The sequence below is a fragment of the Hymenobacter sp. UV11 genome (genome assembly GCF_004684095.1).
In the GTDB taxonomy this organism is placed as follows: domain Bacteria; phylum Bacteroidota; class Bacteroidia; order Cytophagales; family Hymenobacteraceae; genus Hymenobacter.
This window is the reverse complement of the sequence record NZ_SRII01000001.1, coordinates 464,756-478,842: the sequence shown is the minus strand read 5'-3', so window position 1 is coordinate 478,842 and position 14,087 is coordinate 464,756. Positions and strand designations below refer to the sequence as shown.

Here is a 14,087-nt window from a genome sequence, read left to right as displayed (position 1 = left end):
AATTCATAATTTTTAATTCATAATTTTTAATTCAAAAAATATGGCCGGTTCTAACCCCAACGCTAAACCCATGAACCTAACGCTGAAAGTTTGGCGCCAGCCAAACCGCCAGACCGAAGGTCAGATTGTGGACTATAAGGTGAACGATATATCGCCCGATATGTCGTTTCTGGAAATGCTTGATGTGCTCAACGAGGACTTGCTGCGTAAAGGCCAGGACCCCGTAGCCTTCGACCACGATTGCCGTGAGGGTATTTGCGGCTCGTGCGACTTGTTTATCAATGGCCGTTCGCATGGTCCCGAGAAGGGCACAACTACTTGCCAGCTGCACATGCGCAAGTTCTCGGATGGCGACACCATCACCATTGAGCCTTGGCGTGCCAATGCTTTTCCGGTGAACAAAGACTTGAGCGTGGACCGCTCGGCCTTCGACCGCATTATCCAGGCTGGTGGCTACGTGAGTGTAAACACTGGTGGCACGCCCGATGGCAATGAGATTCCGATTCCGAAGGAAATCTCCGACCGGGCCTTTGAGGCTGCTACCTGCATTGGTTGCGGCGCCTGCGTAGCAGCTTGCAAGAATGCGTCGGCCATGCTCTTCGTATCAGCTAAGGTGTCGCAACTTGCTCTGCTACCCCAGGGCCAGGTTGAGCGAGAAACCCGCGTGGAGAACATGGTAGCTCAGATGGACATTGAAGGCTTCGGCGCCTGCACCAACATCGGCTCGTGCGCAGCTGAGTGCCCGGTGGGCATCTCGCTCGAAAACATTGCCATCCTGAACCGCGAGTTTCTGACCGCCAAGGCCACTTCGAATCACTTGGCATAAGCAGCCAACTACTCATTACAAAAAAACCTCCTGGTCGAAACCAGGAGGTTTTTTTGCGTTTCAACTTTACAGCGGTTTTTAAGTTGGTATGCAGGCGAGACGCAAAACTTTGCGTGCATACCAACTCAAAAACCGCTGTAACTAGAGGAAAGTAGGAAAAGCTTAGCCGAAGCGCCTCTCCTACCCCCCTAAAACAAGAAGCCCTTGCTGCCTGGCGCAGCAAGGGCTTCTTTCTGAAAAAACCCGCCAGCTTACTTCGCCAGCTTCTTCTTCAGGTTTTCATCCAGCGCTTCCAGGAATTCCTCGGTATAGAGGTAATCGCGGCCATGCTCCACTTTGTTGCCATGAATGCACACGGCCAGGTCCTTGGTCATTTTGCCGCTTTCTACGGTTTCGATGCACACGGCTTCCAGGGCTTTGCAGAAGTCGATGAGCTCCTGGTTTTTATCCAGAATACCACGGAATTCGAGGCCACGCGTCCAGGCGAAGATGCTGGCGATGGGGTTGGTGCTGGTGGGTTTGCCGGCCTGGTGGTCGCGGTAGTGGCGCGTCACGGTGCCGTGGGCGGCTTCGGCCTCCATCGTGCCGCCGTCGGGCGTCACCAACACGGAGGTCATCAGGCCGAGCGAGCCGAAGCCCTGGGCCACAGTATCGCTCTGCACGTCGCCGTCGTAGTTTTTGCAGGCCCACACAAAGTTGCCGTGCCACTTCAGCGCCGAGGCCACCATGTCATCAATCAGGCGATGCTCGTAGGTAATGCCGGCTTCTTTGAACTTGGCGATGTAATCCTGCTCGTAAATCTCCTGGAAGATGTCCTTGAAGCGGCCGTCGTATTTCTTGAGAATCGTGTTTTTGGTGCTCAGGTACAGCGGCCAGCCTTTCATCAGGGCTTGGTTGAAGCAGGCGTGCGCGAAGCCACGGATGCTCTCGTCGGTGTTGTACATGGCCAGGGCTACGCCATCGCTCTTGAAGTTGAAAACCTCAAACGACTGCACCTCGCCACCGTCTTCGGGCGTGAAGGTAATGGTGAGCTTGCCCTTGCCTTTGGTTAGGAAATCGGTGGCGCGGTACTGGTCGCCAAAAGCGTGGCGGCCGATGCAAATCGGGGCCGTCCAGTTGGGCACTAGGCGCGGCACGTTGCTCATCACAATCGGCTCGCGGAACACGGTACCATCCAGAATATTGCGGATAGTGCCGTTGGGCGACTTCCACATCTGCTTGAGGCCGAACTCCTTTACGCGCTCCTCGTCGGGGGTGATAGTGGCGCACTTAATGCCCACGCCGTACTGCTTGATGGCGTTGGCCGAGTCGATAGTTACCTGGTCGTTCGTCTCGTCGCGGTACTCGATGCCGAGGTCGTAGTACTTAATGTCGAGCTCTAGGTAAGGCAGAATGAGCTTGTCTTTGATGAATTTCCAGATGATGCGCGTCATCTCGTCACCATCCAGCTCTACTACGGGGTTTGCAACTTTGATTTTGGTCATGTCTGCGGTGGGCTTTTGAAGGGTTTGGTACCTGGCTCAGAAAAGCAAAGCCAGGCCGGCGCGCACCCGCACCAAACTGGAGCGGGCGTTACCGGGGTCAATATTAAGCACAGCTTTCTACCCGGTCCTAACTGGGAATGCTTGCAAACGTTTGCACTCCATATTGGGCCCTATAATTTATCAATCGGGCTGCGGGCGAGCCGGCCGCCGGCCAAAATTTTCACGTCGCCGCTGAAACCAGCGCCCTACCCCCTCCTACCGAAGCGAAGTGCCTACGCAGCCCCGCCCAGCGCCGCGGGCTGAATAAATACGTGCTTCACGTCGGGGTACGCGGCCTTGATGGCATCGCAGAGCCGCGCCACTACCTGGTTGAGCTGAGCGGCGGGCAGGTCGGGCGCAAACTCGACGGGTAGCACCACCAGGATTTCGTGCGGACTGAGGTAGGACGAGAGCGGCGGCGCAGTGCGCACAATCGTTTGCTCGGCGCAAGCCAGGTCTGTAACGTGCCGAAGCAGGGCCGCGTCGGCGGGCTCGCCCAGCAGCAAGCTCTTAGTTTCGCGCAGCAGCAGCACGGCCACTACCAGCAGCAGCAGGCCAATGAGCAGCGAGGCTACCCCATCCAACTCAGGCATATTCAGCCAGTGGCTCAGGAAAACGCCCAGAAAGGCGATGAGCAAGCCCAGCAGGTCGGAGGCATCCTCGAAGAGCACGACGAACACCGACGGGTCCTTGCTAGCGCGGAAGGCAGCCCAGAACGTCTGCTTGCCCCGTTGCGCGTTAAAGGCGCGCCGCGCCACCAAAAACGAGCTACCATCCAGCAAGAAGGCCGCGGCCAGCACCACGTAGTTCCAGGTGGGGCTGCCGAGCGGCGCGGGGTGGCGCAGGTGCTCGTAACCCTCATACAGCGACAGCCCGCCGCCGATGGCGAAGATGAACACCGCCACCATAAAGGCCCAGAAATACAGCTCCTTGCCGTAGCCGAATGGCCGCCGCGCGCTGGCCGGCTGCTGGCTGGCCCGCAACCCCAGCAGCAGCAGCCACTCATTGGCCGTGTCCACGAGCGAGTGAATACCCTCCGATAGCATCGCCGATGAGCCCGTGAACCACGCCGCCACAAACTTGATAACGGCAATACCCAGGTTGGCCGCCAGCGCGGCGATAATGGCGGTTTTAGATTCGGGTTGGTCGTTGTCGGACACGGAGGGGGTAGGAGTATCTACTAAAAGTGAATTATCTATAAATACCAGTTACTTTTAGCAGTGCTTCTGTTTTCAGGAATGACCTTCCTATTTGGTGATAGTGCGGCACTACCAGGCGCACCCTCAGGCCTGGAGTGCTATACGCAAGCAACAAAAATGAAACGGCTTATCCCTTGCTGCGAATGATACTTATGCAAAGAATTTTTCATTGCTTGAGCCTGCTAAGTGGCATCAGCGTCGCGCTTCTAGTGGGTTGCACGCCCTAGGATTATCCGGTTATCGTGCCGCTGGTGCTGGTAGCTCCGGTGTCTATTAAGCCAAGTAATTCGACAGTGCTGGTGGGTGACACGCTGTGGCTGGAAACTAATTTTTCTGACTCTTTACTTGACCTGAATAGCGGCAAACGTTATCGAATTCAGCCGCAGGATATGTCATTGGAAACAGTTTTTGCTATTCATGAATTGCATGGCCTTGGGCAAAAGACAACGGGACTTGCCAGCACTTTCCGGATAGTTGAACGGATAGGACAAGCTGCCGCAGGCGGCGAGTATACCGGGTTATTTACCACCATTTACGATGGGCATTCATACCGGGCCAAATTTGGGTTGATTCCGACCAAGCGAGGCTTCACAAGCATTTCCCTTTTGCTACTTCCTCCTGGTGGAGCCAAGGGCTTTGGCCGGTTTATTCCGTTTCTAACGTTTCCACCCGACGCTCAAGGCCGGGAACAGAAAGCGGTGCTGGACAATATGTATCTTATTATCAATGAGGGCAAAGCCAATAACTATGACTTGTATCGGCAGCAGTTTACGATAGACCCGGAGACTACTGGCACCGACGTACCACCCGCGAGCCTTATCTACGGCCGGGAAAGCACGTTTACATTTGAGGTAAAGTAGCTCACTGCCTAAAACTTAACAAGCGCTCCGGTCTGAATCGGAGCGCTTGTTAAGTTTGGGGGTGCTAAATTATTACTACACCGAGCCTTCAGCAACCAGCGTAACAATCTCAATCTTCACCTCGCCAAACCCTACCCCTACTACCACGGCCGGCGCGGCCACGGTCGTTTCGGTGGCGGGGTATTCGCCAATGGCTAGTATTTCAGTATCAGCTTGGGCGGCGGTGGGGGGGGTAGGGAGGCCGTGCAGCACTACGCAGTAGGTGGTGTAGCTGGGGGCGTAATCACCCTCAATGTGTTGGGCCAGCGTGAGGCTGGTTTCGTCGCCCGTGACGGTGAAGCGGCGGGTGGTTTGCTGGCCGTCCTGGTAGCCGTAGCCCTCGCCACCGTCGTCGTAGAGCACGCTTTCAGCGTGGCCGTTTTTATAGTACACGTGCAGGGTGAGCTGCTCGATTACTTTCTCGCCCACGTATTGCAGCACGGGCTGCATGGGCACCACGGCGCCGGCCCGCACGAAGAGCGGGATGCGGGTGAGGTCGGCCGAAGCCCAGGTTTCGGCGCCGCCCGATTTAAGTTCGTCGGTCCAGTAGTAGTACCAGTCGCCGCGGGGCAGGTACATCCAGCGGCCATCCACGCCGGGCGAGGTAATGGGGCACACCAGCAGGTTATCGCCGAGCGCAAACTCGGCCATGCGCAGGTAGGTTTGCGGGTCGTCCTGGTCCAGGAAGGGTAGCGGGCGCAGCATGGGCGTGCCGTGGGTGCTGTACTGCCAAAACGTGGTGTACATATAGGGCAGCAGCATATAGCGCAGCTCAATAAAATGCCGCGCCAGGCTGGTGAAGGGCTCGCCAAAGCTCCAGGGCTCCTGGTCACCGTGGTCGCCGCTGCTGTGGGTGCGGAAGAACGGATGGAAGGCGCCGAGCGCAATCCAGCGCGAATACAGCTCGCCGTCGGGCGTGTCGATGAAGCCGCCGATATCGGAGCCGATAAAGCTGAAGCCGCTGATGCTCAGGCGCTGGCTCTGTATATTGGCCAGCCACAGGTGCTCCCAGCTGGCAATGTTGTCGCCGGTCCAGCCCGAAGAGTAGCGCTGGCCGCCCGCGTAGGTGCTACGCGTGATAGTGAACGGCCGGTCGGGGTAGCTGAAGCGCTTGACGCCCTCGTTGGTGGCGCGGGCCATCTGCATGCCGTAGATGTTGTGCGCCTTGCGGTGCGAGCCGGGCTGGCCGTCGTAGCCAAAGCGCACGTCGTCGGGGAAGGTGCCTTTCTCAAACACGGCGGGCTCGTTCATGTCGTTCCACACGCCCTTCACACCAATGTCCTTTACCAGACCCTCAAACAGGCCGGCCCACCACTCGCGCACCTCGGGGCGGGTGTAGTCGGGGAAGTTGCACTGGCCGGGCCACACCGAGCCCTTCATGAGCGGGCCATCGGCGCGGCGGCAGAAATAATCATTCTTGATACCCTCCTGGTACACCGGGTAGGCGGGGTCAATCTTGATGCCGGGGTCGATGATGACTACCGTCTTAAAGCCGTCGGCGGCCAGCTCGGCCACCATCTTTTTAGGCTCCGGGAAGTGCTGCGGGTGCCAGGTAAAGCAGCGGTAGCCGTCCATGTAGTCGATGTCGAGGTAAATGGCATCGCACGGAATGCGGCGCTCGCGCAGGCCCTGGGCAATGGCCTTCACGTTGCTCTCCGGGAAGTAGCTCCACTTGCACTGGTGGTAACCCAGCGTCCAGAGGGGGGGTAGGGGCGGCGGGCAGGTGAGACGCGTGTACTCCTCGGTGACTTCGAGCAGGGTAGGACCGTAGATGAAATAGTAGTTCATCTCGCCACCCTCGGCCCAGAAGCTGGTAATATCAGCCCGCTCGGCCGCAAAATCGAAGAACGCCTTGAAGGTATTGTCGAAGAAAATGCCGTGCGCAATGCGCTGGTGCAGCACGTGAAAGAACGGAATGTTCTTGTACAGAGGGTCCGAGCCTTTGGTGTAGCCGTAGGTGTCGGAGCCCCAGTTTAGGAAGCGCTGGCCGCGCAGGTTCATGTTGGCGGGCTTGTCGCCGAGGCCGTAGTAGCACACGCCGCTGGGCACCTGCAGGCTCATCTTCACGATATCGTTGCCGGTTTCGTAGTCGTGGTGCCAGTGAAAGCCTTTCTCGTCGGCGCTCAGGATGTTGCCCGAGCGGTCGAGCACGCGGGTGCGCAACGAGTCTTTCCACACAATGCAGATGAGGCGAGCCGTGGTGAGGCGGTAGTGGTCGCTTTTCTCCTTGAACTCCAAGAAAGTGGGCACCGCCGGGCGCAACGTATGCTCGGTGGCCGGGTCGGGTATGGCGTAGCTGAAATCGGGCTGGCTGGGGCTTTCGGGCGTGAGGTAGCGAAAGCGGATAATCTTGTCCGACAGCACGTGCAGCAGCAGGCGCGAGCCGTTTTCGGTAGTAAAGGTGAAGAGATGGTCATCGGTTTGCTCGGCCTGGTGCACGGGGCCGGGCAAGTGCTCCTGGTGGGCTTGCGCCGCCAGGTCGTTAACCATGTAGTTATTTTCTTGTACAGAACTGTTAGCCATATAAAATCAAGATAGATGAGGCAGAAAAAAGAGGGCGGCTTAAAAAAATACCGGCCGCAGCCGGTGACAAATAGCGTTGTATGCCTGCAATACTCGTGCCTGCAAGGTAAGTTCGGGTCTGGCTTCTGACTGTGGCGAAGTGCCGAGAACGGACGCCTAACCGCTTGGGTTACGATTATTTTTTAAGCCCAACGGTCAACCAGCCGGCAGTAGTACCGTTATTCGCAGGGACAACTCTTGCCGATGCCTGTGCCTGCCGCCGATTATACCGTCCCCATTGCCGTACTCGTGCTGGCCTGGGACGAAACCACGCCGGCCGTGCGCGCCCTTGTCGAAGCCACGCAGGCCCCTACCCCCACGGTTGAGTCTATCCTAGTGATGGTGCCGCAGGCCACTAACCCCGACGTGCTGAGCGCGGAAGAATACCTACCGCTCGCCCCGGCCCCTACCCCAACGCCCCAAGCGGCGCTGCCTAGCCAGGTAAGCGCCTTACCCCCTGCTGCCGCGCGCGCCTCACCCGAGCCCGCAACTGCTATTTTAGCCGAAACAGAACCTATTACTGAGGCGAGTGAAGCCGTGCTTCCGCTACCCGTTGCGGCCCCACTAGCTTGGTCGGCAGTGCGGGTGCTGCGCTTGGGCAGCCTGAGCCTGGCCGCAGCAAGCCAGCGGGCGGGCCAGCCCCTGCCTGCCCCCATCTGGCTGGGCATGCCTATGGCCCCGGCCGCACCTTACCAGGGTGCCACTGTAGAGCCAGCCCAGCTTGCAGCAGCGCAGAGCCCGGTTTCAGAAGAAGAAATACCTAGTCCGGCTCGCACCACGGCCCCTGTGCTTGCCCCCGCGCCGCCCCCATATGAAACGGCTGAGCCGCTGAGCCAGGGCGCCGACCTCGAAGCTGATTTATTGCCCGCCGAAGCAGAGGAGCTGGCTCACTTTGAGCTGGCTACAGCGGAAGTACCCGCGCTGCGCGCTCACTTTGAAAATTTGGCCGCTGTTGAAGACGGCTTCAGTGCGCCCCAGGCAAGCTGGGCCGGGGCGCTGGCTACATTGCAACAGCCCGAGCCGGCCGCGCCCGTGGCCCCTACCCCCCCGCCGGCCGTTCAGGCGGGTGGGGCCAACTTGCCCGCCCGCCCGGCGGCTTCGCAGTACGAGGTACCCGATTTAAACTTCAGAATTATTCAGTACGCCCGCTTCGCGGTGCCGGTGGCGTTGGCTGAGGAGCCCTACGCCGCCATTTATGCACCGGCCTGGCCTACCTGGCTAGCGGCCCAGGAGCTGCGCCAGCGCACGGGCTGGCCGCTGGTGCTGCACGTGACCACGCTGGCCGCTGGGGCCGATGAATCGCTCGATACGGCCACCAGCTGGATGGCTGAATTGCAGCGCCAGGCTCTGCGCCGGGCCGATGTGGTGCTGGCCGAAACCGCGGCCCTGACCCAGCGCCTGCGCCACGAGCTTAGCCTGCCCGCCGCCACCGTGCACACCGTGCCCGCCGCCGATGCCGCGGCCATTGCCCAGGCACTGCACGCGGCCCGGCCGCGGCCAACGGTCAGCGTGCGTTAATTTTGCGGGCGATGACAGAATTTGAACAGGAATTTGAGGCGACGCTGGAAGCTGACCCGCACACGGGCGACGTATTTGTAGTGGCGCCGTTTTCGGTATTTGACGTGTACGGTACCCACGAGGAACTGCTCGTGCGCACGGCCATTGAAGGCTTTCCCTACCAGGGCGAGCTGCTACCCCTCGGCGATGGCTATCACGGCCTGAGTATTCCGCGCGAGGTGCGCCGTGCGGTGGGCAAAACCCTGGGCGACGTGCTGCGCGTGCAGCTCAGCCACGACCTGAGCGAGCGCGTAATAACCTTGCCCGAGGACCTGGCCGCCGGACTAGCCGAGGATGAGGCCGCCTTCAAGTTCTTCAAGAGCCTGACCAAGCCCGAGCAACGCTCCTACGTGCGCTACCTCAAAGGCGCCAAAAACCCCGCCGCCCGCGCCAAGCGCCTCACCGAAACGGTATACCGCCTCAGCGTCGGACGCAAGCGGGAGTAAGCACGGGCTCCGTTATTTATGAAGAAAGAAGGGGGTAGGGATGCAAAAACATGCATCCCTACCCCCTTTTAACTAGTATAGCCGGCGGCGGCGCGCCAGGTTCTGCAACACTCTTGCGGAGCAACGCTACCCAAGCGCGGCCCCTTGCCCTGCCGCGCCGGCTGGCGCAGTAAGGCGGTCGTACCAGCCGCCACCATTATTTTCTTTCTCTCTCAATATGAATCTCACGCAGCAAACCATCCTTCTTACCGGCGGCGGCTCGGGCATTGGCCTGGCCCTGGCCGAACGCCTGCACGCGGTGGGCAATACAGTCCTCATTTGTGGGCGCGACGCGGCCAAGCTGCAAGCCGCGGCCGAGCGCCTGCCGGGCCTACGCACGCTGGTCTGCGATGTAGCCCAGACCGCTGAGCGCCAGCGCCTTTTCGAGTGGGCCACCACCGAGTGCCCCGACGTGAACGTGCTGCTCAACAACGCGGGCGTTCAGCGCACGGTATCGGTGTTGGAAAACACCGAGGCCTGGGCCACTACGGCGGGCGAAATCGCCATCAACCTGGAAGCGCCGATGCACCTGGCGCTGCTTTTCGTTGGCTACTGGCATACGCGGCAGCAAGCAGCCCCGGTAATCATCAATGTGTCGTCGGGGCTAGGTTTTGTGCCGCTGGCGCGGGTGCCCGTGTATAGCGCCACGAAGGCAGCGCTACATTCCTTCACGCAGTCGCTGCGCCGCCAGCTGGCGGGCACGCCTACCCAGGTTATCGAGATAATTCCGCCGGCCGTGCATACCGAGCTGGGTGGTACCGACCACTCCTTCGGCGTGCCCCTGGCCGAGTATGCCGACGATGTAATGCAGCAGCTGGCGGCGGGCCACCTAGAAATTGCCTACGGGTTCTCAGCCAAAGCCAGCCAAGCCACTCGGCCCGAACTAGATAGCATGTTTCAACAGCTAAATGGGTAACCAATAACAGGCAATAGTTAATGACGCCTGTCATTACTCCCTACCCCCGCGCCAGCACCAGGGCCGTGCGGCTGGGCACGTAGAGGCGCAGGCGCGGCGCTTCGGCCGTGCCACCGCCGCCGAAGGTGTCGTAAATCACCTTTTCGTCGAGCCGGGCAAAGCCGCCAAACTCGGAGCGGTCGGTGCTGAGCAGCAGGCGGTAGCGGCCCGTGGCCGGCACCGGAATGCCGTAGTCGAAGAAGCTGTTGCTCACGTTGAAGCTGAACACGAACACCAGCCCGGCGCGCTCAAAGGTGAGGACGCGGTTCTCGTAGTCAATATTGAGCAGCGTGGCGGGGCCTTTGGTGAGCAGCTGGCGCTCGCGGGCCACTTGCAGCATGGCGTGGTCAAAGGCTAACAGCTGCGAAAAGCGCAGGTCGACGTTGTCGGCCAGGCTCCACTGGCGGCGGGCGTAGTGGTAGCTCCAGTCGTTGCCGGCGCGTGGAAAATCGACCCACTCAGGATGGCCAAACTCGTTGCCCATAAAGTTGAGGTAGGCCTCGCCGCCCGCGCTGAGCGTGAGGAGCCGGATGAGCTTGTGCAGCGCCGTGGCGCGGGCCACCTGCGGGTCGCCGTCGAGCACGCCCATGTTGGTATAGATGGTCGAGTCGTAGAGCCAGTGGCTAAGCGTTTTATCACCCACCAGCGCCTGGTCGTGGCTTTCGGCGTAGGCCACGGTTTTCTCGCCCGCCCGGCGGTTGGTGAGCTGGTGCCACAGCTCGCCCAGGTCCCAGTCCTCGTCGCGCTTGTGCTTGAGGTTTTTAATCCAGAAATCGGGCAGGCCCATGGCCAGGCGGTAGTCGAACCCTACCCCCCCCTCGGCGATGGGACGGCACAGACCGGGCAGGCCGCTCATATCTTCGGCAATGAGCAGAGCCGATTTTTTCACCTCGCGCACCAGCGTGCTGGCCAGCATCAGGTAGAGGATGGCATCGTCGTCGGCATCGGGGCCAAAGTAGCTGTCGTAGCCCCCAAAGGTGTGGCCCTCGCCGTGGTGGTGGTACAGCATGGACGTGACGCCATCGAACCGGAAGCCGTCGAAGTGAAACTCCTCCAGCCAATAGCGCAGGTTGCTGAGCAAGAATTGCTGCACTTCGGGCCGGCCGTAGTCGAAGAGCTTGCTGTCCCAGCCGGGGTGGTTGCCGCGGTCGCCCTTGTGGAAATACAGGTTGCCCGAGCCGTCGAAATCGGCCAGGCCCTCGGCCTCGTTCTTCACGGCGTGCGAGTGTACGAGGTCGAGCAGCACCACGAGGCCGCGCTTATGCGCTTCGTTTATCAGGTATTTCAAATCCTCGGGCGTGCCGAAGCGCGAGCTGGGCGCGAAGAAATTGGCCACGTGATAGCCAAACGAGCCGTAGTACGGATGCTCCAGAATGGCCATCAGCTGGATGGTATTGTAGCCCTCAGCCTGAATGCGCGGCAGAATGTGGTCGGCAAACTCGCGGTAGGTGCCCACCCTACCCTCCTCCTGGGCCATGCCCACGTGCGCCTCGTAGATGAGCGGCTGGCCCTTAGTGGCATTGGCGATGCGGAAGGCCTGGTCGGTCCACTTAAAGGGGTTTTCGGGCACCCAGAGCTGGGCCGAATAGTCCTTGCTCGCCTCATCCTGCACGGCGCGGCGCAGGTAGGCGGGTAGGCGGTCCTTACCCTGGCCGTGGGCGGTCACGTGCAGCTTGTAGCGCGTGCCGGCGGCGGGCCGGCGGCCGTTTTCATCGTCGGCAATAAAGCCTTCCCAAATGCCCGTCGCCTCGTCTTTTTGCAGATAATCCGCTTCACGATTCCAAAAATTGAAGTCGCCGACCAAGCTCACCGACTCGGCGCCGGGGGCCCACTCGCGCACCACGTAGCCGCGGCGGCGCGCATCGTAGTGCAGGCCCAGGCGCTGGTGCGCGGTGGCAAACTTGCTGAGCGAACCATACTCTTTGGTGATGACGGCCAGGCGGTCGGCCAGGCGCTGCTGGCGGGCCAGTAAAATGGGTTCGTAGGGCTGGAGCCAGGAATCTTCCTGCGTGAGGGCCAGCGTGGGGGCGGGGGCGGCGGCGAGCGTATCGGCAGACATGGAAAAAGGGCAAGGTGAGTAGCCCAAAGGTAGCCAACTACCCGGTTGCCGGGGCTTTGTGCCTATTTTGCGGCCATGCACACGATTTCCCGTTTTTCGGCGGCGGCCATGCTGCTGGCTACGCTGGCCGGCCCAGCGCTGGGTCAGCGAGCGGCACCCGCCCGCCCTACCCCCTCCGCCCCGGCCAAAGACCAGCTGCCGCCCGCCGCCGCGCCCGTGGTGGCGCGCCACGCGCTGGTGGTATCGGCGCACCCGACGGCTTCGCAGGTTGGCCGCGATATTATGCAGCAGGGCGGTAATGCCTACGATGCAGCCGTGGCCGTGCAGTTTGCGCTGGCCGTGGTGCTGCCGGTGGCCGGCAACGTGGGCGGCGGCGGCTTCATCGTGTACCGCGACCACACCAGAACGGCCGGCACGCTCGACTTCCGCGAAACTGCGCCCGCCGCCGCCAGCCGCGATATGTACCTCGACGCCAGCGGCAACGTGGTGCCCGGCCGCAGCACCGCCGGTGCGCTGGCCGTGGGCACGCCCGGCACCGTGGCCGGCATGGCGGCGCTTCACAAAAAGCTGGGTAAGATGCCCTGGGCCAAGCTCGTAGCGCCGGCCGTGCGCCTGGCTGCCCGCGGCGTGGCCCTCACCGAGAAAGAAGCCGCCGGCCTCAACCGCACCCAGGCCGACTTCATGAAATATAACCCCGGCTCGCCGCCCGTATTTGTGCGCCCTACCCCCTGGCAAAAGGGTGATACGCTCAGGCAGCCCGAGCTGGCCACCGTGCTGCAACGCGTGCAGGACCAGGGCCGCGCTGGCTTCTACCAGGGCCGCACCGCCGAGCTTTTACTGGCTGAAATGAAAAAAGGCGGCGGCCTGATTACCCAGCAGGACCTCAACGGCTACCAGCCTAAGTGGCGCGACCCGCTGCGCGGCACCTACCGCGGCTACGACGTCATCACGATGCCACCGCCCAGCAGCGGGGGGGTAGCGCTGTTGCAAATTCTGCAAACGCTGGAGCCGTATGACTTGGGCCAGCTCGGCTACCACACGCCGGCCGCCGTGGCCCTCATCACGGAGGCCGAGCGCCGCGCCTACGCCGACCGCGCCACCTATCTCGGCGACCCCGACTTTGGTAAAGTGCCGGTGAGCCAGCTTTTGGAGAAGTCTTATAACAAGCAGCGTGGCGCCACCATTCGCCCCGACGGCCAGGCCACGCCCAGCACCGCGCTCACGGCCGGCCCCGGCCTGCCGCGCTACGAAAGCGACCAGACTACCCACTACGACATCGTGGACGCGCAAGGCAACGCCGTGAGCTGCACCACCACCCTCAACGGCGCCTACGGCAGCAAAGTAGTGGTGGCTGGAGCCGGCTTTCTACTTAATAATGAGATGGATGACTTCAGCTCGAAGGCCGGCGTGCCCAATATGTTCGGCCTGGTGGGCGGCACCGCCAACGCCATCGCGCCTGGCAAGCGCATGCTCAGCAGTATGACGCCTACCATCCTCACCCGCGGCGGCAAGCTGGCGCTCGTTACCGGCTCGCCGGGGGGTAGCACCATCATTACCAACGTATTGCAGAGTATTTTGGCGGTAGTGGACTACGGCGCCAACGCCGAGCAAGCGGCCGCCGCGCCGCGCCTGCACCACCAGTGGCTGCCCGACCAGCTCGACGTGGAGGCCGGTGCGCTCACGCCCGCCGCCGAGCAAACCCTTCAGCAAAAAGGCTTTAACCCCAAGCCGCGCAATGCCTGGGGCCGCCTCGAACTCATCCGCGTCTTGCCCAACGGGCAGCTTGAGGGCGGCGCTGACCCGCGTGGCGACGACGCGGCCGTGGGGTATTAGACTTGGATTTAGCCGATGACAAATCGCATCGTATCCTACTTAGCCGTTTTCTTGTTGCTAGCCAGCTTATTAGAAGGGTACGCTGTTATCAATACCATAGTAAGTCTAAAATATGAAACCGGCTACCCTGTTTCAAAGAGCGACTGCGTAAGTAGCGTAACTGGCATAGACTTATGTGCCTCAGTCAAA

Annotated in this window: 10 protein-coding genes; 6 read left to right on the top strand and 4 right to left on the bottom strand. The window is 61.0% G+C overall.

Features of this window, described 5'->3' with window-relative positions:
• The first annotated feature begins 70 nt into the window (after nt 1-70).
• Nucleotides 71-826: a succinate dehydrogenase/fumarate reductase iron-sulfur subunit gene (locus tag E4631_RS01805; protein WP_133658558.1), complete on the top strand. Its 756-nt coding sequence runs from the start codon at nt 71-73 to the stop codon at nt 824-826.
• Between the two features lie 251 nt (nt 827-1,077).
• Here the strand turns inward: E4631_RS01805 and E4631_RS01800 are convergent, their stop codons facing one another.
• Together E4631_RS01800 and E4631_RS01795 are read right to left on the bottom strand one after the other, a co-directional pair.
• Nucleotides 1,078-2,310, bottom strand: coding sequence for an isocitrate dehydrogenase (NADP(+)) (locus tag E4631_RS01800; RefSeq protein WP_133658382.1), 1,233 nt, complete (start codon nt 2,308-2,310; stop codon nt 1,078-1,080).
• 272 nt (nt 2,311-2,582) lie between these two features.
• Nucleotides 2,583-3,509 carry a cation diffusion facilitator family transporter gene (locus E4631_RS01795; protein WP_133658381.1) on the bottom strand — a complete coding sequence of 309 codons (927 nt, stop codon included), beginning with the start codon at nt 3,507-3,509 and terminating at the stop codon, nt 2,583-2,585.
• 281 nt (nt 3,510-3,790) lie between these two features.
• On the opposite strand from E4631_RS01795, the gene E4631_RS01790 reads away from it, so the two are divergent.
• Nucleotides 3,791-4,408 carry a hypothetical protein gene (locus tag E4631_RS01790; protein WP_133658380.1) on the top strand — a complete coding sequence of 206 codons (618 nt, stop codon included), beginning with the start codon at nt 3,791-3,793 and terminating at the stop codon, nt 4,406-4,408.
• A gap of 75 nt (nt 4,409-4,483) precedes the next feature.
• On the opposite strand, the gene E4631_RS01785 is transcribed toward E4631_RS01790, so the two are convergent.
• The gene (locus tag E4631_RS01785) at nt 4,484-6,970 is read right to left on the bottom strand and encodes a glycoside hydrolase family 31 protein (protein WP_205704189.1); all 2,487 of its coding nucleotides are present in this window, start codon (nt 6,968-6,970) and stop codon (nt 4,484-4,486) included.
• A gap of 243 nt (nt 6,971-7,213) precedes the next feature.
• On the opposite strand from E4631_RS01785, the gene E4631_RS01780 reads away from it, so the two are divergent.
• From E4631_RS01780 to E4631_RS01770, 3 genes are all read left to right on the top strand, one after another.
• The gene (locus tag E4631_RS01780; RefSeq protein ID WP_133658379.1) at nt 7,214-8,527 is read left to right on the top strand and encodes a glycosyltransferase; all 1,314 of its coding nucleotides are present in this window, start codon (nt 7,214-7,216) and stop codon (nt 8,525-8,527) included.
• A gap of 11 nt (nt 8,528-8,538) precedes the next feature.
• A complete protein-coding gene (locus tag E4631_RS01775) occupies nt 8,539-9,012 on the top strand; it encodes a YdeI/OmpD-associated family protein (RefSeq protein WP_133658378.1) in 474 nt (157 codons plus the stop codon).
• A gap of 217 nt (nt 9,013-9,229) precedes the next feature.
• Entirely contained in the window at nt 9,230-9,967 is a 738-nt protein-coding gene (locus E4631_RS01770) for an SDR family oxidoreductase (protein WP_133658377.1), read from the top strand.
• A 40-nt stretch (nt 9,968-10,007) separates the two neighbouring features.
• Here the strand turns inward: E4631_RS01770 and E4631_RS01765 are convergent, their stop codons facing one another.
• Nucleotides 10,008-12,065: an alpha-amylase family glycosyl hydrolase gene (locus E4631_RS01765; protein WP_133658376.1), complete on the bottom strand. Its 2,058-nt coding sequence runs from the start codon at nt 12,063-12,065 to the stop codon at nt 10,008-10,010.
• 75 nt (nt 12,066-12,140) lie between these two features.
• Here E4631_RS01765 and ggt point away from each other — a divergent pair, with 75 nt between their 5' ends.
• Nucleotides 12,141-13,898 carry a gamma-glutamyltransferase gene (gene ggt / locus E4631_RS01760; RefSeq protein ID WP_133658375.1) on the top strand — a complete coding sequence of 586 codons (1,758 nt, stop codon included), beginning with the start codon at nt 12,141-12,143 and terminating at the stop codon, nt 13,896-13,898.
• Nucleotides 13,899-14,087 lie beyond the last annotated feature (189 nt).

Excerpts from the sequence above, each read along its gene's own strand:
- E4631_RS01770 (WP_133658377.1), top strand. The coding sequence starts at position 9,230 with ATGAATCTCACGCAGCAAACCATCCTTCTTACCGGCGGCGGCTCGGGC.
- E4631_RS01785 (WP_205704189.1), bottom strand. The coding sequence starts at position 6,970 with ATGGCTAACAGTTCTGTACAAGAAAATAACTACATGGTTAACGACCTG.
- E4631_RS01780 (WP_133658379.1), top strand. The coding sequence starts at position 7,214 with ATGCCTGTGCCTGCCGCCGATTATACCGTCCCCATTGCCGTACTCGTG.
- E4631_RS01805 (WP_133658558.1), top strand. The coding sequence starts at position 71 with ATGAACCTAACGCTGAAAGTTTGGCGCCAGCCAAACCGCCAGACCGAA.
- E4631_RS01800 (WP_133658382.1), bottom strand. The coding sequence starts at position 2,310 with ATGACCAAAATCAAAGTTGCAAACCCCGTAGTAGAGCTGGATGGTGAC.
- E4631_RS01775 (WP_133658378.1), top strand. The coding sequence starts at position 8,539 with ATGACAGAATTTGAACAGGAATTTGAGGCGACGCTGGAAGCTGACCCG.
- ggt (WP_133658375.1), top strand. The coding sequence starts at position 12,141 with ATGCACACGATTTCCCGTTTTTCGGCGGCGGCCATGCTGCTGGCTACG.
- E4631_RS01765 (WP_133658376.1), bottom strand. The coding sequence starts at position 12,065 with ATGTCTGCCGATACGCTCGCCGCCGCCCCCGCCCCCACGCTGGCCCTC.